Annotated in this window: 22 protein-coding genes; 15 read left to right on the top strand and 7 right to left on the bottom strand. The window is 61.4% G+C overall.

Annotated features, from left to right (window positions below; translation table 11 throughout):
- Positions 1-115 precede the first annotated feature (115 nt).
- The 6 genes from coxB to HX898_RS29475 all read left to right on the top strand — a co-directional run bounded on the left by coxB (position 116) and on the right by HX898_RS29475 (position 5,421).
- On the top strand, positions 116-1,000 hold the full coding sequence (gene coxB / locus HX898_RS29500) for a cytochrome c oxidase subunit II (protein WP_138328815.1): 885 nt from the start codon (positions 116-118) through the stop codon (positions 998-1,000).
- 17 nt (positions 1,001-1,017) lie between these two features.
- The gene (gene ctaD / locus HX898_RS29495; protein WP_138328814.1) at positions 1,018-2,718 is read left to right on the top strand and encodes a cytochrome c oxidase subunit I; all 1,701 of its coding nucleotides are present in this window, start codon (positions 1,018-1,020) and stop codon (positions 2,716-2,718) included.
- Positions 2,719-2,785: 67 nt separating this feature from the next.
- A complete protein-coding gene (locus HX898_RS29490; protein WP_138328813.1) occupies positions 2,786-3,736 on the top strand; it encodes a heme o synthase in 951 nt (316 codons plus the stop codon).
- Positions 3,736-3,876 (top strand): hypothetical protein, encoded by a 141-nt coding sequence (locus HX898_RS29485; protein WP_020048779.1) that lies wholly within the window; start codon positions 3,736-3,738, stop codon positions 3,874-3,876. The genes HX898_RS29490 and HX898_RS29485 overlap by 1 nt, the downstream gene beginning before the upstream one ends.
- Positions 3,873-4,481: a cytochrome c oxidase assembly protein gene (locus HX898_RS29480; protein WP_130788898.1), complete on the top strand. Its 609-nt coding sequence runs from the start codon at positions 3,873-3,875 to the stop codon at positions 4,479-4,481. Before HX898_RS29485 ends, HX898_RS29480 begins: the two co-directional genes overlap by 4 nt.
- Positions 4,482-4,542: 61 nt before the next feature.
- Positions 4,543-5,421, top strand: coding sequence for a cytochrome c oxidase subunit 3 (locus tag HX898_RS29475; RefSeq protein ID WP_138328812.1), 879 nt, complete (start codon positions 4,543-4,545; stop codon positions 5,419-5,421).
- Between the two features lie 333 nt (positions 5,422-5,754).
- Here HX898_RS29475 and HX898_RS29470 read toward each other — a convergent pair whose 3' ends face one another.
- Positions 5,755-6,396, bottom strand: coding sequence for a chloramphenicol phosphotransferase (locus HX898_RS29470; protein WP_138387964.1), 642 nt, complete (start codon positions 6,394-6,396; stop codon positions 5,755-5,757).
- 256 nt (positions 6,397-6,652) lie between these two features.
- Between HX898_RS29470 and HX898_RS29465 the strand changes: the two genes are divergently transcribed.
- The 5 genes from HX898_RS29465 (at position 6,653) to rnhA (ending at position 10,325) form a co-directional block, all read left to right on the top strand.
- Positions 6,653-7,033 (top strand): DUF983 domain-containing protein, encoded by a 381-nt coding sequence (locus HX898_RS29465; protein ID WP_180196485.1) that lies wholly within the window; start codon positions 6,653-6,655, stop codon positions 7,031-7,033.
- Complete coding sequence (locus tag HX898_RS29460) at positions 7,026-7,772, top strand: SURF1 family protein (protein ID WP_180196484.1); 747 nt, start codon at positions 7,026-7,028, stop codon at positions 7,770-7,772. Before HX898_RS29465 ends, HX898_RS29460 begins: the two co-directional genes overlap by 8 nt.
- A 63-nt stretch (positions 7,773-7,835) precedes the next feature.
- The gene (gene ispH / locus HX898_RS29455; protein WP_011650764.1) at positions 7,836-8,837 is read left to right on the top strand and encodes a 4-hydroxy-3-methylbut-2-enyl diphosphate reductase; all 1,002 of its coding nucleotides are present in this window, start codon (positions 7,836-7,838) and stop codon (positions 8,835-8,837) included.
- Positions 8,838-8,907: 70 nt separating this feature from the next.
- On the top strand, positions 8,908-9,873 hold the full coding sequence (locus tag HX898_RS29450) for a homoserine kinase (protein ID WP_138328808.1): 966 nt from the start codon (positions 8,908-8,910) through the stop codon (positions 9,871-9,873).
- A complete protein-coding gene (gene rnhA, locus HX898_RS29445; RefSeq protein WP_003545999.1) occupies positions 9,870-10,325 on the top strand; it encodes a ribonuclease HI in 456 nt (151 codons plus the stop codon). The genes HX898_RS29450 and rnhA overlap by 4 nt, the downstream gene beginning before the upstream one ends.
- A 70-nt stretch (positions 10,326-10,395) precedes the next feature.
- Here the strand turns inward: rnhA and HX898_RS29440 are convergent, their stop codons facing one another.
- The gene (locus HX898_RS29440; RefSeq protein WP_180196483.1) at positions 10,396-11,289 is read right to left on the bottom strand and encodes a LysR family transcriptional regulator; all 894 of its coding nucleotides are present in this window, start codon (positions 11,287-11,289) and stop codon (positions 10,396-10,398) included.
- Between the two features lie 257 nt (positions 11,290-11,546).
- On the opposite strand from HX898_RS29440, the gene HX898_RS29435 reads away from it, so the two are divergent.
- On the top strand, positions 11,547-12,740 hold the full coding sequence (locus tag HX898_RS29435) for a carboxymuconolactone decarboxylase family protein (protein ID WP_180196482.1): 1,194 nt from the start codon (positions 11,547-11,549) through the stop codon (positions 12,738-12,740).
- A 28-nt stretch (positions 12,741-12,768) separates the two neighbouring features.
- Positions 12,769-13,335 (top strand): flavodoxin, encoded by a 567-nt coding sequence (locus HX898_RS29430; protein ID WP_138387960.1) that lies wholly within the window; start codon positions 12,769-12,771, stop codon positions 13,333-13,335.
- A 103-nt stretch (positions 13,336-13,438) separates the two neighbouring features.
- On the opposite strand, the gene HX898_RS29425 is transcribed toward HX898_RS29430, so the two are convergent.
- The 3 genes from HX898_RS29425 to HX898_RS29415 form a co-directional block, all read right to left on the bottom strand.
- Positions 13,439-14,524, bottom strand: coding sequence for a putative zinc-binding metallopeptidase (locus HX898_RS29425; protein WP_138387959.1), 1,086 nt, complete (start codon positions 14,522-14,524; stop codon positions 13,439-13,441).
- Positions 14,525-14,619: 95 nt separating this feature from the next.
- Positions 14,620-14,811, bottom strand: a complete 192-nt coding sequence (locus tag HX898_RS29420) for a CsbD family protein (protein WP_138328803.1) — start codon at positions 14,809-14,811, stop codon at positions 14,620-14,622.
- A 115-nt stretch (positions 14,812-14,926) separates the two neighbouring features.
- A complete protein-coding gene (locus tag HX898_RS29415; RefSeq protein ID WP_130667473.1) occupies positions 14,927-15,532 on the bottom strand; it encodes a YqgE/AlgH family protein in 606 nt (201 codons plus the stop codon).
- A gap of 141 nt (positions 15,533-15,673) precedes the next feature.
- Between HX898_RS29415 and HX898_RS29410 the strand changes: the two genes are divergently transcribed.
- Together HX898_RS29410 and HX898_RS29405 are read left to right on the top strand one after the other, a co-directional pair.
- Positions 15,674-16,525: a protein-disulfide reductase DsbD domain-containing protein gene (locus HX898_RS29410; RefSeq protein WP_180196481.1), complete on the top strand. Its 852-nt coding sequence runs from the start codon at positions 15,674-15,676 to the stop codon at positions 16,523-16,525.
- A 120-nt stretch (positions 16,526-16,645) separates the two neighbouring features.
- Entirely contained in the window at positions 16,646-17,131 is a 486-nt protein-coding gene (locus tag HX898_RS29405) for a peroxiredoxin (protein ID WP_011650769.1), read from the top strand.
- Between the two features lie 229 nt (positions 17,132-17,360).
- Here HX898_RS29405 and HX898_RS29400 read toward each other — a convergent pair whose 3' ends face one another.
- Together HX898_RS29400 and HX898_RS29395 are read right to left on the bottom strand one after the other, a co-directional pair.
- Positions 17,361-17,825 carry a nuclear transport factor 2 family protein gene (locus HX898_RS29400; RefSeq protein WP_180196480.1) on the bottom strand — a complete coding sequence of 155 codons (465 nt, stop codon included), beginning with the start codon at positions 17,823-17,825 and terminating at the stop codon, positions 17,361-17,363.
- Between the two features lie 40 nt (positions 17,826-17,865).
- Positions 17,866-19,341 carry an MFS transporter gene (locus HX898_RS29395; RefSeq protein WP_180196479.1) on the bottom strand — a complete coding sequence of 492 codons (1,476 nt, stop codon included), beginning with the start codon at positions 19,339-19,341 and terminating at the stop codon, positions 17,866-17,868.
- Between the last annotated feature and the right edge of the window lie 83 nt (positions 19,342-19,424).

Below are 19,424 nucleotides of genomic sequence, written 5' to 3'. Positions count from 1 at the left end.
GACAATTGCTCTGACCTGTTGCGGCGAATGCCAAACTGTGGTTTGAAGCGCTGAAGATGGCAAGGATTCTGCGTTGTATTTTGCAGGTCAAGCGCTCGAGGGAGATAATAAGGTGATGAAGAAGGCTTATGCAGCCCTGACCACGCTGGTCTGTCTGCTTTTTGCTTCCGGCACATATGCCGACCAGCCCACGCCGTGGCAGGCGACGCTGCAGCCGGCGGCAACGCCGATCATGCGGGAAATCCACTGGTTCGAACAATATACCCTGTGGTTTATCGTTCCGATCACGCTCTTCGTGCTGGTCCTGCTCATCGTCGTCTGTTTCAAGTTCCGCGCCAGCGCGAACCCGGTTCCCTCGAAGACGAGCCATAACACGCTGATCGAGATTGCCTGGACCGTGGGGCCGGTCCTGGTGCTTCTTCTTCTCGCCATTCCTTCGTTCAACCTGCTGACGGCGCAGCTGACGCTGCCCGAAAACCCCGACGTCACGATCAAGGCGACCGCCACCCAGTGGCAGTGGAACTACGAATATGAAGGTTCGGGCGAAAGCCCGCTCGCTTTCGATTCCTTCCTGCTGAAAGATCAGGACCGCGCGGCCGCCGGCAAGGAAGACAAGTCGATCTATCCGCGTCTTCTCGCCGTCGATAACGAACTGGTCCTGCCGGTCAACAAGACGGTCCGCGTTCTCGTGACCTCCGCGCCGACCGACGTCATCCACGCTTTCGCCATGCCGTCCTTCGGCGTTAAGATCGATGCCGTGCCGGGTCGCCTGAACGAGACCTGGTTCAAGGCCGAGCGCGAAGGCCTGTTCTACGGCCAGTGTTCCGAGCTCTGCGGCAAGGACCATGCGTTCATGCCGATCGCCATCCGCGTCGTCTCCGAGGACAAGTATAAGCAGTGGCTGACCGCAGCCGCCAGCGACCTGCCCGGCGCCTACAAGTCACTCATGGCCGCAACCGATGGTCCCGCAAAGACCGTCAACGTCGCCGAAGCACAGTAATAAAGGGGATCGGGACAATGGCTGGACCTTCCGCTCACGACGATCATTCTCATGATCACGCCGCCCATCATGACCACGCGCATGACGATCACGATCACGGGCACAAGCCGAGCTTTGCCAATCGCTGGCTGTTCTCTACCAACCACAAGGACATCGGCACGCTCTACCTGATCTTCGCGATCATTGCCGGCATCATCGGCGGCGCGCTGTCGGTTGCCATGCGCATGGAGTTGCAGGAGCCTGGGATCCAGATCTTCCACGGCCTGGCCTCGATGGTCTACGGCTATGAGGGCGATGCCGCGATCGACGGCGCCAAGCAGATGTTCAACATGTTCACGACAGCGCACGCGCTGATCATGATCTTCTTCATGGTCATGCCGGCGATGATCGGCGGTTTCGCCAACTGGATGGTGCCGATCATGATCGGCGCGCCGGACATGGCCTTCCCGCGCCTCAACAACATCTCCTTCTGGCTGATCGTTCCGGCCTTCGCGCTGCTGCTGCTGTCGATGTTCGTCGAAGGCCCGGCAGGCGCCTATGGCACGGGTGGCGGCTGGACGATGTATCCGCCGCTGGCGACAAGCGGCACGCCGGGACCGGCGGTCGACCTTGCGATCTTCGCGCTCCACATTGCCGGCGCCTCGTCGATCCTCGGTGCGATCAACTTCATCACGACGATCCTCAACATGCGCGCTCCCGGCATGACGCTGCACAAGATGCCGCTATTTGCATGGTCCGTGCTGATCACCGCCTTCCTGCTGCTGCTGTCGCTGCCGGTTCTGGCAGGCGGCATCACCATGCTGCTCACCGACCGCAACTTCGGCACTGCGTTCTTCTCTCCGGAAGGCGGCGGCGATCCGATCCTCTACCAGCACCTGTTCTGGTTCTTCGGTCACCCCGAGGTCTACATCCTCATCCTGCCGGGCTTCGGCATGGTCAGCCACATCATCTCGACCTTCTCGAAGAAGCCGATCTTCGGTTACCTCGGCATGGCCTACGCCATGGTCGCGATCGGCGCCGTCGGCTTCGTCGTCTGGGCCCACCACATGTACACGGTCGGCCTGTCGCTCGACGCGCAGCGCTACTTCGTCTTCGCGACGATGGTCATCGCCGTTCCGACGGGCGTGAAGATCTTCTCCTGGATCGCGACGATGTGGGGCGGCTCGATCTCGTTCCGCACGCCGATGCTCTGGGCGATCGGCTTCATCTTCCTGTTCACGGTCGGCGGCGTCACCGGCGTCCAGCTCGCCAATGCCGGTCTCGACCGCTCGCTGCATGACACCTATTACGTCGTGGCCCACTTCCACTACGTTCTGTCGCTCGGCGCCGTCTTTGCGATCTTCGCCGGCTGGTACTACTGGTTCCCGAAAATGACCGGCTACATGTACAACGAGTTGGTCGGCAAGCTGCATTTCTGGATCATGTTCATCGGCGTCAACCTGGTGTTCTTCCCGCAGCACTTCCTCGGCCTCGCCGGCATGCCGCGCCGCTACATCGATTATCCGGATGCCTTTGCCGGCTGGAACTATGTTTCCTCGATCGGCTCCTACATCTCGGCCTTCGGTGTGCTGATCTTCCTCTACGGCGTCTTCGAAGCCTTCGCCAGGAAGCGTGTCGCCGGCGACAATCCGTGGGGTGAGGGTGCAACGACGCTCGAATGGCAGCTGCCTTCGCCGCCGCCCTATCACCAGTGGGAACAGCTTCCGCGCATCAAGTAAATTGCGCGGGCATCAGGACGCCGCACTCGATACGGCGTCCTGATGGTAAGACATTCAGGACGGAATGATGACGGTTATCGACAATCACGAGGTGCTTGCAAAGGACGGCGAATTGTCGGAAGCGAGTGCGCGCGATTATTTCGAATTGCTGAAGCCACGGGTCATGTCGCTCGTGGTCTTCACTGCCTTTGCCGGTCTCGTGCTGGCGCCGGGCCATATCCATCCGGTCCTCGGCATGATCGCCATCCTCTGCATCGCCGTCGGCGCCGGCGCCTCCGGCGCGCTGAACATGTGGTATGACGCCGATATCGACGCCATCATGACCCGCACCGCCAACCGTCCGATCCCGGCCGGCCGCATCGCGCCGTCGGAGGCTCTCGCCTTCGGCCTGGTACTGTCGGGCTTTTCGGTGGTGATTCTCGGCCTGGCCGTCAATTGGCTGTCGGCCGGCATCCTCGCCTTCACCATTTTCTTCTATGCCGTCGTCTACACCATGTGGCTGAAGCGCTCGACGCCGCAGAACATCGTCATCGGCGGTGCTGCCGGCGCCTTCCCGCCGATGATCGGCTGGGCCTGCGTGACCAACAGCGTGACGATCGAGAGCACCGTTCTCTTCCTCATCATCTTCCTGTGGACGCCGGCGCATTTCTGGGCGCTTGCCCTCTTCAAGATGCGCGACTACGAGGCCGTCGGGGTGCCGATGCTGCCGAACGTTGCCGGCGAACGGGTGACCAAGCATCAGATCGTCGCCTATGCGGTGCTGACCGCCGTCTGCGCGGTATTGCCGTCCTTCCTCGGTTTCGCAAGCCTCGGCTATGGCCTCGTCGCTGCCGCCCTCGGCGCGATCTTCATATACTGTTCCATCGCCGTCTGGCGCATGCCCGACGGCGATTTGAAGATGATCCCGGCGAAGAAGCTTTTCGGCTTCTCGATCTTTTATCTCTTCGCCGTGTTCTCCGCCTTGATGATCGACCGGCTGGCGTCGGTGCTGGTCTCGCATGCGGGAGGTTGGTTCTGATGGAATTGGTCAAGCTCACGGAAAAGCAGCTCAAGTCGCGCCGCAACCGCAACATCGCGCTGGGGCTGGTGCTTGCCGGCCTCGTCGTTCTCTTCTACGTGATGGCAATCGTGAAGATCGGCGGGGGAACGGCCGGATGAGCGATAACCCCGCCGCACCGAAAAAGCCCGGCCGCAACAACGGCGCCGTCGTCATGATGTGCCTGAGCTTCGTCTTCGGCATGGGCGCGATGAGCTATGCCGCCGTGCCGCTCTACCGCATCTTCTGCCAGGTGACCGGCTATAACGGCACGACGCAGCGCGTCGACCAGGTGTCGAGCGTCGTGCTCGACCGCACGATGCGCGTCACCTTCGACGCCAATGTCGCCCCCGGCCTGCAGTGGGACTTCAAGCCGGTCGAGCGCGAGGTCAACCCGAAGATCGGCGAGACCATCCAGGTCAATTTCACCGCCGAGAATCGTTCGAACGAGACCCAGCGCGGCCAGGCGGTTTTCAACGTCACGCCGGGCGAAGCCGGCGTCTATTTCAACAAGGTGCAATGTTTCTGCTTTACGGAAACGGACCTGAAGCCGGGCGAGAAGCTCGACATGCCTGTCGTGTTCTACATCGATCCTGAAATCGTCAAGGCGGTGGAATCGAAGAATATCCATACGATCACGCTGTCATATACGTTCTACCCGAAAGAGGGTCCGAAGCCGGTGGCTTCGAATGAGGGTGGAGCGGAGAAGATTGAAAAGAAACTTTGATCAAGGCTCGTTTCCGGCTATGCCGGGAGCGGAGTGAAGGAAGACATCCGGGGATAACGACATGGCCGATGCTCACCAGAAGAATCACGACTATCACATCATCGATCCGAGCCCCTGGCCGATTCTAGCCTCGCTCGGCGCCTTCATCATGGCGCTCGGCGGCGTCTGCTACATGCGTTATATCAATGGCGGCTCCTTCAAGGTCGCCGGCTTCGAGCTTGCCAATCCCTGGGTTTTCTATATCGGCTTCGCGCTGGTGCTCTACGTCATGTATGGCTGGTGGGCCGATACGGTGAAGGAAGCCCATGAGGGCGCCCACACCCGTGTCGTCTCGCTGCACCTGCGCTACGGCATGATCATGTTCATTGCTTCGGAAGTGATGTTCTTCGTCGCCTGGTTCTGGGCCTATTTCGACGTTAGCCTCTATCCGAACGAAGCGATTCAGGCCTCGCGCGTGCTCTATACCGGCGGCACCTGGCCGCCGAAGGGTATCGAGGTTCTCGACCCCTGGCACCTGCCGATCTACAACACCGTCATCCTGCTCCTGTCCGGCACCACGGTCACCTGGGCGCACCATGCGCTGCTGCATAACGACCGCAAGGGCCTGATCCAAGGCCTGACGCTGACCGTGCTGCTCGGCATGTTCTTCTCTGCCGTTCAGGCCTACGAATATGCTCACGCCCCGTTCGCCTTCAAGAGCTCGATTTACGGCGCGACCTTCTTCATGGCGACCGGCTTCCACGGCTTCCACGTCCTCGTCGGCACGATCTTCCTGGCTGTCTGCCTGATCCGTGCGCTGCGCGGCGACTTCACCCCGAAGCAGCATTTCGGTTTCGAGGCGGCCGCCTGGTACTGGCACTTCGTCGACGTCGTCTGGCTGTTCCTGTTCTTCTGCATCTACGTCTGGGGCGGCTGGGGCGCACCCGTCGCAGCCGGCTGATCGGAACAAAATTTGAGAAAAGGCGGGCCTCGTGCCCGCCTTTTTTGTTGGTAAATCTCGTTTTGCTTGGCCTCGTGCCACTGATGTCCGGTTTGCGCAGACAGCCGCCCCTCACCCTAACCCTCTCCCCGTAAAAACGGGGAGAGGGGACGTGCCATACGAGACGCGAGAGAGGGACGGAGAGGTCGCGGCATGTCCCTTCGTCCCGTTTTCGGGGGTCCGAAGGACGGGTCGAGACCCGTGGCTCGACCCCGGTTGGTGGCGGCAGCCGGATGAGGGGCAGGTGCGGCAATCTCCGGGGCCGAGGTGGCCTCATACCCGCTTTTCATCGCCTCAGCGCGCCCCGGCGATCCGTTCGAAGGCCGAAGGTTCGGGAATGCCGAGATCCAACTGATGGCGGATCGCCTCGGCGCATTCGAGTGGTGTCAGCACTGACGTATCGACCTCCATGTCGTAGATGCCGGGACGATGCACCTCGTCCTGCCAGCGCTGCACCGGTTCTGGAATGGGCACGTCCTCCGTGGCGCTGAGATAAAGCGTCTCGCGCCCTTCTTGGACAATGTCGCGCCGCTGCATGATCGTCTCGATCGGACAGCGCACGCCGACGAACAGCACGGGAAAGTCTTCCAGTCGCCGGGCGCAATCGGCGAGGATGCCGAGCGGCTGCGAATAACTGTCATGGTGGCCGAGATCGGCGATGACATTAAGCCCCAGGCTGGCATGGATGGCGATCGATTCGTAGAGCGCCGCATAAAAGAACGGCACCAGTTCCTCCAGGTCCGGCCGTTCGCCGCCCGGCCGCAATCCGATGCCCGGAAGGTAGCGTTTCGGTGTCATGGCATTGTAGCTGTCGACGCCGAGGTTGATCCACGGCCCCTCGAAGTGTTCCTGTACCGCGCGCGCGATGCTTGATTTGCCGCTCCGCGGCGCGCCGTTCAGGATAATGATCTGCACGGAATGGCTATCGTTGGTCATCAGTCTTCTTCTTCTGTTGGCGCGAATCACACCAGCGCCGCGCGACTTTTCAGACGTGGCAAGAACGCTGTAACACTTTGAATTGCCGATAGTTCCTCACATCGATTCCGATGTGAGGAACTATCGGCGGGACGAAATCACGCAGGCATTTCCCTTCGTCCTGCGAATACTTTATGGGAGAGTTAAGGCGGCATCGCGCCGCGACCACCAAGGCTGCCGGAAGGAATGGCCAGAAGGAGTGGCCAGAAGGAGTGGAATGAACGAGGACAACGCCCATTTTCCGCCCGTCAATCCGGTGAAAACCGGCATCAAGGGCTGCTGCCCACGCTGCGGCCAAGGCAAACTGTTCGATGGCCTGCTCGGCGTAAAGCCGCGTTGCGCCGCCTGCGGCCTCGATTATTCCTTTGCCGATTCCGGTGACGGCCCGGCCGTCTTCGTCATCCTCATCGTCGGCTTCATCGTCATCGGCATGGTGCTGTGGCTGCAGGTGAATTACGGGCCGCCGATCTGGGTGCATATCCTGCTCTTCGCTCCGTTGACGATTATCCTGTCGCTGCTGACGCTGCGCTGGTTCAAAGGCATCCTGATCGCCATGCAATACCGCCATAATGCCCGCGAAGGACGCCTGAGTGACTGATATCGACCATGCCGCGCCGCGCCGCCGGCTGCCGGTTTTCACCGGCATCCTGGTGCTGATCGCTCTTGCCATCCTGATTTCGCTCGGCACCTGGCAGGTGGAGCGCCTGCACTGGAAGGAGGGCCTGATCGCCGATATCGCCGCGCGGCAGGCAGCAAGCCCCGTGCCGCTCGCCGACATCGAGGCGATGGCGGCGACGGGCGGGGACATCGAATACCGCAAGGTGACCGCCACCGGCCGCTACATCAATAACAAGGAGCGGCACTTCTTCGCCACCTGGCGCGGCCAGACCGGCTATTACATCTATACCCCGCTGGAGGTTGCCGACGGGCGCCTTCTCTTCGTCAATCGCGGCTTCGTTCCCTTTGACAATAAGGAGCCGGAAATGCGCATGCAGGGCCAGCTGACGGATCAGCAGACCGTCACCGGCCTGGCGCGCGAAAAGCTTCCCGGCAAGCCCTCCTGGGTGGTGCCCGACAACGACGTCGCCAAGAACATCTTCTACTGGAAGGATCTCGACGTCATGGCCGAGAGCGTCGGGCTGGAGAAAGCGAGCGTCATTCCCTTTTTCGTCGATGCCGATTCCACCCCCAATCCGGCCGGCCTGCCGATCGGCGGCGTCACCCAGATGGACCTGCCGAACAACCATCTGCAATATGCCTTTACCTGGTACGGGCTTGCCGCCGTGCTTATCGTCGTGGTGGCGATCTCCTGGTTCCGCAAGGCACCTCAGCAATAGTATCGCTTCAATTCTCGACCATATTGGGCTAGAGGTCCCTAAATCTCTCAACCCGGAACAGACATGAATATTGCGGCGAAACCTCCTTTGACGATCAGGCTCTGCGGCCCGCGCGGCTTCTGTGCCGGCGTCGACCGCGCCATCCAGATCGTCGTGCTGGCGCTGAAATCCTATGGCGCGCCGGTCTATGTGCGCCACGAGATTGTCCATAATCGCTATGTCGTCGAAGGGCTGGAAGCCAAGGGCGCCGTCTTCGTCGAGGAACTGGACGAGATCCCGGCCGAACATCGCGCCCAGCCGGTGGTTTTTTCCGCTCACGGCGTGCCGAAATCCGTGCCGGAGGATGCGGCAAGCCGCAACCTCTTCTATCTCGACGCCACCTGCCCGCTGGTCTCAAAGGTCCACAAGCAGGCGATGCGCCACAATCGCCTCGGCCGCCATGTCGTCCTTATCGGCCATGCCGGCCATCCTGAGGTGATCGGCACGATGGGTCAGCTGCCGGAGGGTTCGGTCTCGCTGATCGAGACGATCGAGGATGCCGACGCTTATGTCCCCGTCGATCCCGACAATCTCGGCTATGTCACCCAGACGACGCTGTCGGTCGACGATACGGCCGGCGTCATCACCCGCCTGCACGAGCGCTTCCCGAACCTGACGGCGCCGGCAGCGGACTCGATCTGTTATGCGACGACCAACCGCCAGGAAGTGGTGAAGCAGGCAGCCCCCGGCTGCGATCTCTTCATCATCGTCGGCGCGCCGAATTCGTCCAATTCCAAGCGTCTCGTCGAAGTGGCGCTCAGGGCAGGGGCGAAGAAATCGATCCTCGTGCAGCGCGCCGCCGAGCTCGACTGGGACGAGATCGGCGCGATTTCGACGCTCGGCCTTTCCGCCGGCGCCTCGGCCCCCGAGGTCATCGTCAACGAGATCATCGAGGCCTTCCGCGCCCGCTTCGACGCTCGCGTCGAGCTGGCCGAAACGGTGCAGGAAACTGAAAACTTCCTCGTCAACCGCGAACTGCGCAATATCGAGCTGACGGCGGCCGACATGGCCTTCGTCAACGGCTAGATCGGCCTTTCGGCCTGGCGTCCACTCCGGCAAATCCAATATCAACAAGGCATGAAGGGCGAGACCTCACTTGGCAGTCTATACCGATATCGCCGAAGACGATCTGAAGTGGTTCCTGACGGAATATGACGCAGGCACGCTGCTCTCCTACAAGGGCATTGCCGAAGGCGTCGAAAATTCCAACTTCCTGCTTCACACCTCCAAGGATCCGCTGATCCTGACGCTCTATGAGAAGCGGGTGGAAAAGAGCGACCTGCCTTTCTTCCTCGGCCTGATGCAGCATCTTTCCGCCCGCGGTCTGTCCTGCCCGCTGCCGCTGCCGCGCCGCGATGGCGCGCTACTCGGCTCGCTGTCCGGCCGTCCGGCGGCGCTGATCTCCTTCCTCGAAGGCATGTGGCTGAGAAAGCCGGAGGCGAAACATTGCCGCGAGGTCGGCAGGGCGCTGGCCGAGATGCATGTGGCCGGTGACGGGTTTGAGCTGAAGCGGCCGAATGCCCTGTCGATCGACGGCTGGCGGGGGCTGTGGGAAAAATCCGAAGCGCGCGCCGGCGAGGTCGAGCCCGGCCTGCAGACCGAAATCCGCAACGAACTTGACTTCCTCTCCACCGCCTGGCCGAGTGGCCTGCCGGCCGGCGTCATCCACGCCGACCTCTTCCCCGACAACGTCTTCTTCCTCGGCGACCAGCTCTCCGGCCTGATCGACTTCTATTTCGCCTGCAACGACCTGCTCGCCTATGACGTCTCGATCTGCCTGAATGCCTGGTGCTTCGAGAAGGACGGCGCCTACAACATCACCAAGGGCACGGCGATGCTCGAGGGGTACCAGAGCGTCAGGCCGTTGAGCGATGCGGAAATCGCGGCCTTGCCGGTGCTGTCGCGCGGATCCGCGCTGCGCTTCTTCCTGACCCGGCTCTATGACTGGCTGACGACGCCGGAAGGTGCCATGGTCACCAAGAAGGACCCGCTCGAATATCTCCGCAAGCTGCGGTTCCACCGCCAGATCAAAACGCCGGCCGAATACGGATTGAGCCTATGAAACACGTCGATATCTTCACCGACGGCGCATGCTCCGGCAATCCCGGCCCGGGTGGCTGGGGCGCCGTGCTGCGTTATGGCGATGTCGAAAAGGAGCTTTGCGGCGGCGAGGCGGATACGACCAACAATCGCATGGAGCTGCTGGCGGCGATCTCGGCGCTATCGGCCTTGAAGAGCCCTTGCGAGGTCGATCTCTATACCGACAGCGCCTATGTCAAGGACGGCATCTCCAAGTGGATTTTCGGCTGGAAGAAAAACGGCTGGAAAACCGCCGACAAGAAGCCGGTGAAGAATGCCGAACTCTGGCAGGCGCTGGAGGCGGCCCGTGACCGCCACAAGGTGACGCTGCACTGGGTGAAGGGCCATGCCGGCCACCCGGAAAACGAACGCGCCGACGAACTCGCCCGCCGGGGCATGGAGCCTTTCAAGAAGGGCAAGGCGGTTTCGTTTTAAGTCCCGCACATTTGCCTTTGCGCGTCTCGGCGACATTGAGCGCCGTGCGTCCTTTCCGTCCCGGGCGAAATCAACTGCGATAACGCAATGCATTCACCAGAAGCGAGAATGCGGGGGAAGCAAGCCGTCTGCTCGGATAGTAAAGGTGATATCCAGAAAATGGCGGTGACCAGTCCTCCAGCACGGGCACCAGTTTTCCTTCACGGATCAGCGGCAGCAGGTAATCGTCTGGCAGGCATGCCAGACCAAAACCGCCCAGCGCCGCATCGACGATCATCTGGACGTCATTGCAGATGAACTGACCTTCCACACGAACATTCAGCGGCTTGCCGTCTTTTTCGAACTCCCAGGCGTACAAGCCGCCAACAGTTGCAAGCCTGAGATTGATGCAGTGGTGCTGCGTCAGGTCATGCGGAGTGGCCGGTTTCGGATGCCGTGCGAAATAATCCGGAGAGGCAACGACCAGCATGCGCATTTCCGGTCCGATCTTGAGCGCGATCATATCTTTTTCGATATGCTCCCCAAGCCGGACCCCGGCGTCGAAGCGCTCGTTCACAAGATCGATCAGCCGATTGTCGACAGAGATCTCGATGTTGATATCCGGGTAGGACTGCATCAATCCCTTTACGGCAGGCATGAGGATCGTTTCTGCGGCATGCCGGATCGAAGTGATGCGTATCGTGCCTCCCGGCGCATGACGCATGGCGCCAAGTGCATCCAGCCGGCTGCGGATATCATTGAACGCAGGTCGCAGCGTTTCGGCCAGCTGCTCTCCGGCCTCGGTTGGAACAACGTTGCGGGTCGTCCGCGTCAGGAGCCGGAGGCCCATGCGATCTTCCAGTCGGCGCACTGTATGGCTGAGGGACGACTGCGAGGTCCCCAGCAGCGCGGCCGCACGTGTGAAACTTCGTTCTTCAGCGACCGTCAGGAAGGCTGCCAGGTCACCCAGTTCATCGCGCCTCATTCATGAATCCTCAATATAAGTCTATTTTGATCCTAGCATCTAGTCGGAGTAATCGGCCAGGAGTAAATTCTCCTCGATAGCCGGCGGTCTATAGATCCGCCAGGGACAAAGGCCCGCTGACCAACTGCCCAGCGGAGCGGCGTCCTAGAGGCCGCCCCTTTCATGAATGGCGGATATAGCCCCTTTCGGAATCCGATGCCTAATCGGGCCCGTCCTCCGATCCTATGTCGGAGCGGACAGTCAATAAGGAGATCACCGTGAAAACCATCGCCGCAAGCCTTGCCATCTCGGCATTCGCAGCCGCAGGCGCCGAAGCGCAGCAGAACCCCCGCGTGGCTCCGCCGGCCGTCTATGACGTCGCCCCGGGCCTTGGCCACTTCACGGATGACGTTCTGTTCGGCGAGTTTTGGAAGCGCGGGGATCTGACCCCGCGCGATCGCAGCCTGGTCACCATTTCGGTACTGATCTCAACCGGCAAAGGGCACGTCCTTGCCAACCATGTAAAGCGCGCCCTAGAAAATGGTGTCGAGCCCAGGGAAGTGGGCGAGGTCGTCACTCATCTTGCATTTTATTCCGGCTGGCCCAATGCGATATCGGCCGTGACGGAGACCAAGAAGGCCTTTGACGAGCTGAAGATCGCGCCCGTGGCGGACAGCGGTGACCCACGCATTCAGTTCGATGCCGCAACGGAAGCCGCCCGCAGCGCGTCCGTGGACGCCGAGGTGGCACCTACCGCGCCGGCCCTTGCCGACCTGACAAACCGGGCATTGTTCGGTGATCTGTGGCAGCGCCCGGATCTGTCGGCCCGCGATCGCAGCCTCGTTACGGTGGCCGCTCTCGTGGCGATGGGGCAGTCTGACCAACTGACGTTCCATCTCACCCGCGCCATGGATAATGGTCTCAGCCGCGAAGAGGCAGCTGAAGCTGTTACCCATGTCGGGTTCTATGCCGGCTGGCCTCGCGCCATATCAGCAGTGCCGGTTCTCAAAACGGTCTTCGCAAGCCGTGAAGCGTCCGCCTCGAGCAACCCGGCGGAAGCAGATATCAAGGTGGTCAAACGCGGCAGCCAACCGGTAAGCGGTCCGGCCGAGCGTTTCACCGGCGAGGTCCAGGTATCGGCCGCTTACAAGGGTGATGGCGCTGCCCGCATTGGCGGTGCCACGGTTGCCTTCGAACCTGGCGCCCATACGGCCTGGCATTCGCACCCGCTCGGTCAGACGCTGTTTGTCGTTTCCGGCCGAGGCTGGGTCCAGAAGGAAGGCGGCACGGTCCAGGTCATGGAACCGGGTGATGTCGTCTGGATTCCCCCGATGGTAAAACACTGGCACGGTGCGTCGGCTGATGAAGCGATGGTGCATTTTGCGGTATCGGAAGCACTCGACGGCAACAGCGTGACCTGGATGGAGAAAGTCGCGACTGAGGACTATCGCCAGGGTCGCGAAGCTGAATAATTGACCGACAAGCTGCGAGGAAAAGCGCATGCAGAAATCGAGCGCACGCCGGCATTTTCTCACGTCGCTGCCCCTTGCGGCCATCGGGCTGGCTATGACCTCCGCCGGCACTGAGGCTCAGCAAACTCCGTCCGCGAACACGCTGGTCGCGTACTTTACCCGGACAGGCAATACACGGGTCATTGCCCTGCAGGTCCGCCGGGCACGCCAGGCCGCGCTGATTGAAATCCAGCCGGCCGAGCCCTATCCGGAAGACTATGAGGAAACTGTTGCCCAGGCTCGCCGGGAAACCGAACAAGGCTTCCTCCCGCCCCTGGCTCAATTGGTTGCCAATCTCGAGCAGTATCGGGAGATATTCCTGGGCTTCCCGATTTGGGGAACAACGGCACCGCCTGTTATCCGCTCATTTCTGCGGTCTCATGATCTTTCGGGCAAGATCATCCGGCCCTTCATCACTCATGGCGGTTACGGCCTTGGAAGCAGCCTTGAAGTGATCAGGTCCCTGGCGCCGCGTGCTACGATCGAGCCGCCGTTCTCCTTGGAAGCGGACCAGGAACGCCGGACGATGGAACAGGTGAGGAGCTGGCTGGGTTGAATAAAGACACAAGCTCTTCGCTGATCAGATCACGATGCGGTCATTCCAGCCAAACTCGCCGGCGCAGTGGGATAGCGGCAACGACGTGGCGGGCCTCAGTACCTTAAGCCGCCCGCTGCTGCGGTGCCGTCGCCGCGCCCTGGATCAGCCGGTGCAGATATTCGAGTTTTGCCACAACAGGCGAGGAGAGCACGAAGGGATAGGAGTCAGGCTGACCCATGCTGCGCTGGATGGCGTTGATCGCGATGCTGAGCGGCACCCAGGCGCTGACCAGCTGTTCGGCGCTTCTTGCCCTGTAGGGGATGAAATCCACCTCGCCGGCGATTTCTTCATGGCCGCGCGGATCGATGGCGATGCCGAAGGCGCGAGCGGTTTCGAGCGTGTCGACGATATGGAGGTAATGCGCGAAGCATTCGGCGAAATCCTCCCAGGGGTGTGATGCCGCATAGGCGCTGATGAAATTGTCCTGCCATCCCAAGGGGGCGCCGCCGGCATAATGGGTCTGGAGGGCTGTCGTATAATCCTGCCGTTCGTCGCCGAAGACCGTGCGGAAATCTTCTACGGCGTTGCGGTCGCGCACCAGCTTGTTCCAGATGAAATGGCCGGCCTCGTGGCGGAAATGGCCGAGCAGCGTGCGATAGGGTTCGTTCATCGAGCTGCGCGCCTGTTCGCGCGTCGCATCGTCGGCCTCCGCGGCGCGGATGGTGATCAGGCCTTCCTCGTGGCCGGTCATGGCCGGCACGATAAAGCCGTTGCTCTCTATCGAATCCTCGAGGAAATCGAAGACCAGGCCGCCTTGCGGGTCTTGCGCCCGATCGGGATGCGGCAGCTTCCAGCGCAGCAGCGAATAAAACAGATGACGCTGCGCCTGGCTGATGCGCCGCCAGCGATCGATGCCGTCCTGGGTATCGGTGTTCGGAACCAGCCGGTTATGGCGGCAGGCAACGCAGAATTCGCTCTCGCCATCATCGTCCACCAGCCAGTTGCAGATGTCGAGGCTGGCATTGGCGCAGAAGCGGACATCGCGATCGGGATTGGAAACGAGCTGCCAGAGCGTCTCGTCGCGCGGCTCCAGCGCATGCATGGCGAGGTCGCCTGGCAGGAAGCCGAGGCGATGGTTGCAACGCACGCATCGACGGTTGTCGAAGTGGACGACCTGATCGCAATTGTCGCAGGCAAAAAGCTTCATCTTGTCTATCTCTGCAAAGCATGAGGGTGGGGGATTAAAAATGCCTGCCGCGCGAGGGGCGCAGCAGGCATGGTTCTTGAAGGATGCACTATTGCTCAGAGCCGGTCGACGGCGCCCTTGAGCTTGTCCTTGACCTTGCCGGTTGCGACCTGTCCCTTGCCCTTGGCTTCCTGGACGGCGCCCTTGGCCTGCATTTCGCGATCGTCCGTCGCCTTACCGACGGACTGCTTGGTCTTGCCGGCAATTTCGTTTGCCTTACCGGAAATCTTGTCGCTGGTGCTACCCATTATGTGATGTCTCCTTGGTCAGCATGGGCCTTTTGTCCATGCTTGCCGAAATGAAACGTCACTCGCAGCTATTCGTTCCCGCTGCCGTCAGGTCAGCTGCTGTCAGGCCAGCCCCTCAGGCATGGCCGGCTTCGGCCGAAAGCATGGCAGCGGTCACGCCCATGCCGGCGAGCGCCCGCTCGTATTTGTCGTCGAGGCTGCGGTCGAAGATCAATTCCTCATTGGCCGGGCAGGTGAGCCAGCCATTGTTGACGACCTCGCTTTCGAGCTGGCCGGCCGACCAGGAGGAATAGCCGAGCAGCATCGTCGCCCGCGTCGGCCCATCGCCCTTGGAGATGGCGCGCACGATATCGAGCGTCGCCGTCAGGCAGATATCGTCGCTGACGGGAATGCTGGAGTCGCTGGAATAATCGTCCGAATGCAGCACGAAGCCGCGGCCGCTTTCCACCGGCCCGCCGGTCTGGATCGGGAATTCGCGCGCCCGCTTCGGCAGCACGATCGAATCTTCCTGCTTGATCATGTCGAGATGCAGCAGCACATCGGTGAAGGTGAGGCTCTGCGGACGGTTGATGACGAAGCCCATGGCGCCGGCATCCGAATGCGCGCAAATGTAGATCACTGTGCGCGCAAAATTGCGGTCTTCCATGCCCGGCATGGCGATGAGGAATTGGCCATCGAAGAAGCCACGTTCCCGTCTGTTCTTCAGCGTCAATAAGGACATCGTTCCTCCTGCTGCTAGACCGCACCAAGGCCTCGACAAAAGAAACATGGGCCAATGTCACACATCAATCAACTGAAAATGAAGATTTAAATCGCCGCGACTTCTGGCGGCCAAACAGCACATTCGGTAAACCTTTGTTCCATGATGATTATTTCCTCAGGCCCGCGCAGGCTTTTAATCGCGGTTGTGTCGGTGGTCGCAGCCCTTGTGCCGTTTTATTCCGCCCATGCGGAAATGAGCGCCTGGGCGGACAACGAAGGCGGCCGCATGCGCCTCGTGGCGCTCGCGCCCGATGCCCGCGGCAAAATCCGCGCTGCCCTTCAGATCGAGCCGAAGCCCGGCTGGATCACCTATTGGAAAGAGCCCGGCAACAGCGGCATTCCGCCGCAAATCACCATCGCGGCGGCAAGCGGCGTCACGCTCGATGCCATCGCCTATCCCGTTCCGAAGCATTTTTTCAACGGCGCGATCGAGGATATTGCCTATGACGCGCCGGTGACGCTGCCGCTGTCGCTGACGGCGGCCGGCAAAGGCCCGGTTACGATCGATGCTGCCGCCTTCATCGGCATCTGCAAGGATATCTGCATTCCCTTCCAGGCGAATTTGCAGCTGAAGCTTGGCCCCGCCATCCAGTCGCACCCGCAGGAGGAGGCGATCCTTCAGGCCGCCGATGCGAGCCTGCCGAAGCCGCCATCGGTGGATTTCGGCGTGACGGCGCATGCGATGTCGCCCGACAGGAAGACGCTGTCGCTGACGCTCGCTCTGCCGGCCGGGGGGCCGGGTGAGGGGAAGGGCGCGCCGGATATCATCGTCACCGGCCCGAGCGGTTATGCCTTCACCAAGCAGATCGGCGGCAAACGCGACGGCGCCACCTTCAAGGTCGATATATCAATCGGCAAGCTGCCGAAGGATTACGACATAGTAGGCAAGCAATGGAGCGTGCTCGTCATCGACGGTGAACGGGCGATGGAGACGACGCTTGCCTTCGAATGACCGGCCTTGCCTTTCAATGATGGGCTCCTATAGTCGCCGCAGATCCCCTACGGCGCCCGCCACCGCCAAGCCGGAATCCCCAAAGCCAGAACCCCCAATCCAGAACTCAAGGAGAAGACCATGACCATCGCGATCGGCGACAAGCTTCCTGCCGCCACTTTCAAGGAAAAGACAGCTGACGGCCCGGTCGAAATCACCACCGATCAGCTCTTCGCCGGCAAGCGCGTCGTGCTCTTTGCCGTGCCGGGCGCGTTTACGCCCACCTGCTCGCTGAACCACCTGCCGGGTTATCTCGAAAACCGCGACACCATCCTTGGCAAGGGCGTCGACGACATCGCCGTCGTCGCCGTCAACGACTGGCACGTGATGGGCGCCTGGGCGCAATCGTCAGGCGGCATGGGCAAGATCCACTTCCTCGCCGATTGGGATGCCGGCTTCACCAAGGCCGTCGGCCTCGACGCCGACCTCTCCGCCGGCGGCCTCGGCCTCCGCTCCAAGCGTTATTCGATGCTGGTGGAAGACGGGGTGGTGAAAGCTCTCAACGTCGAGGAAAGCCCCGGCCAGGCCACCGTATCAGGTGCCGCCGCGATGCTGGAACAGCTCTGAGCTTCGAACAAGATCTGCCCCTCACCCTAACCCTCTCCCCGTAAAAAACGGGGCGAGGGGACGTGCCCTGCGAGAGCTTGGTGGGAGACGGAGAGGTCGCGGCATATCCCCTTCGCCCCGCAGGCGGGGAGAAGGTGGCGGCAGCCGGATGAGGGGCACGCGCCGACGGTCATTACGCTTGCTAGAGCTCAAGCGGTCGCAGGTCGCGCGTCGGCACCCGCGGTCTCGGTCAGCCGGCCGCCATCTCCATCGTGTCACGCCATGTGAAATGCGACGTGCGCTTCGAGATCAGCCACCGACCGCCCTGGCGCACATATTCGTCATTGTAATAAACACCGTTGGTATTCCTCATCTTTTTGCCATCGACCGTATTGACGAGGACAACCAGGCAATAGTGCACTGCTGTTGCGCGGTCTCCGTCAATTTCCGCGGTATGCTGACCATTGATATGGTAGGCCGTCTCGAAATTGGCCATGAAGCCGGTAAAGGTCTCCTGAATCTCCTTGCGGCCTCTAAGCGACGCAAAAAGCTGTCCTTCGAAGTAGGTGTCGACAACCGCGTCTTCGGCAAACAGCAGCGATTGAGTGGCCAAATCCTTCTGGTCGGCGAGATTGGCGAAAGTGTCGACGAGTGCTTTGAGGGCGACCTTGTCTTCGAGGGTCTGGATGCGTTGTTCCAGAGCGTTGTTCTGCATGGAAATCTCCTTGAGTTGGGACGGATTGGCGGATTGCGTTTCAGGCGACGTCGACCGACTCTTCGGCGACCGGGACGATGGCTGAGGCGGGGTGGCGCTGCCGGACGATCAGGGCGAGGACGAGAACAAGCGCGAGCGCCATCATCGCGGCTGAGCCCGTCAACGCCATCGTCACGCGATGGGCAAGAAGTGGGATGCCTTCCAGGCCGCTGGTGCCGAAAGCCGTGACGGCGACCAGGATCGCAAGGCCAAGGGAATTGCCGAGCTGGTGGGCGACGTTGACCACACCTGAGGCGGCGCCGGCATCGGCCCCGGAGACGCCTGATATGCCCGAGGCTGTCAGGGGGCTCAGGACGAAACCCTGGCCCCAGCCGATCAGGACCATCGGCAAGGCGATGTCACTCAGATAGTCCGCATCGGCGGAGACGCGGCTGAGCCAGGTCATGCCGATAAGGGTGAGGACAAAACCCGTGGCTAGCAGGCGGGCGTTGCCGAACCGCTTCGTCAGCTGCGGCACGGCCATTGCCGATGCAAAGTTCACGAGTGTCGCGGGCAGGAAAGCCAATCCGGTGGCGGCAGCGCTGTATCCAAGAACGCTCTGCAAGAACTGCGTCGTGAAGAAAAAGAAGCCGATCATTCCGCCGAGGAAGAGCATTCGCGCAGAATAGGCCCCGACGCGTTCGCGACTGGCGAAGAGACGCAACGGCATGATCGGTTGCCGAGCATTCCGTTCGATGGCAACAAAGGCCACCAGCAGCAATAGGGAGGCCGCGATAAGCCCGATGGTCAGGCTATCATGCCAGCCATGCGTCGCCGAACGGATCAGGCCATAGACAAGCGCCACCATGCCGATCGTCGAGGTCAGGCCTCCGGCAATATCGAGCCGCCCCGACTGCCGTCCCGTCTCGGGAACGAAGCGGATGGCGGCAAGGATCATGCTGAGGCCAATCGGCAGATTGATGAAGAAGCCCACACGCCATGACAGCCACTCGGCCAATATGCCGCCGAGCACGAGGCCGACGCTGGCCGCAATGCCGGCGACGGCGCTGTAATAGGAAACCGCGCGTGTGCGCTCGGTCCCTTCGGCGAAGGTCGTCTGCAGCAAGGCCAGTGTGGCCGGCGCAAGAATAGCGCCGCCAATCCCCTGAACGGCACGCGCGCCGATCATCCAGGCCGGCGTTTCGGCAAGACCGATAGCGAGCGAAGACGCGGTGAAGAGAGTGAGGCCAATGGTGAGCATGCGCTTGCGGCCGAGAATGTCGCCCGCTCTTGCACCTAGAAGCAGGAACCCTCCGAAGGTGAGGGTATAGGCGCTTTGCACCCAGGCGAGCTCAGGGTCGGAAAAGCCAAGTTCACGATGGATGCTCGGAAGCCCCGTCAGCACGATCGACGTGTCGAGCACGAGCATCACGTAGCTGGTGAGGATGATGGTCAGGATCGCTGTCTTGTTGACCGCGTGCGATAAAGGTTTTTCCGCTCGGCTGGAGGGCCGGCTGGCCTGTGGGGGTGATCTCATGGCGCTCTCCGGAACCGTCATTGCGGCGATTGCCGCCGATGTCCCGAGAGATAGCACCCGCCTATTCTGCCGATTAGATTGCT

The organism is Rhizobium sp. WYCCWR 11128 (genome assembly GCF_013416305.1).
Lineage (GTDB): Bacteria > Pseudomonadota > Alphaproteobacteria > Rhizobiales > Rhizobiaceae > Rhizobium > Rhizobium indicum.
Note: the sequence above shows the minus strand (reverse complement) of the source record. Positions and strands in the feature narration are given on the sequence as shown.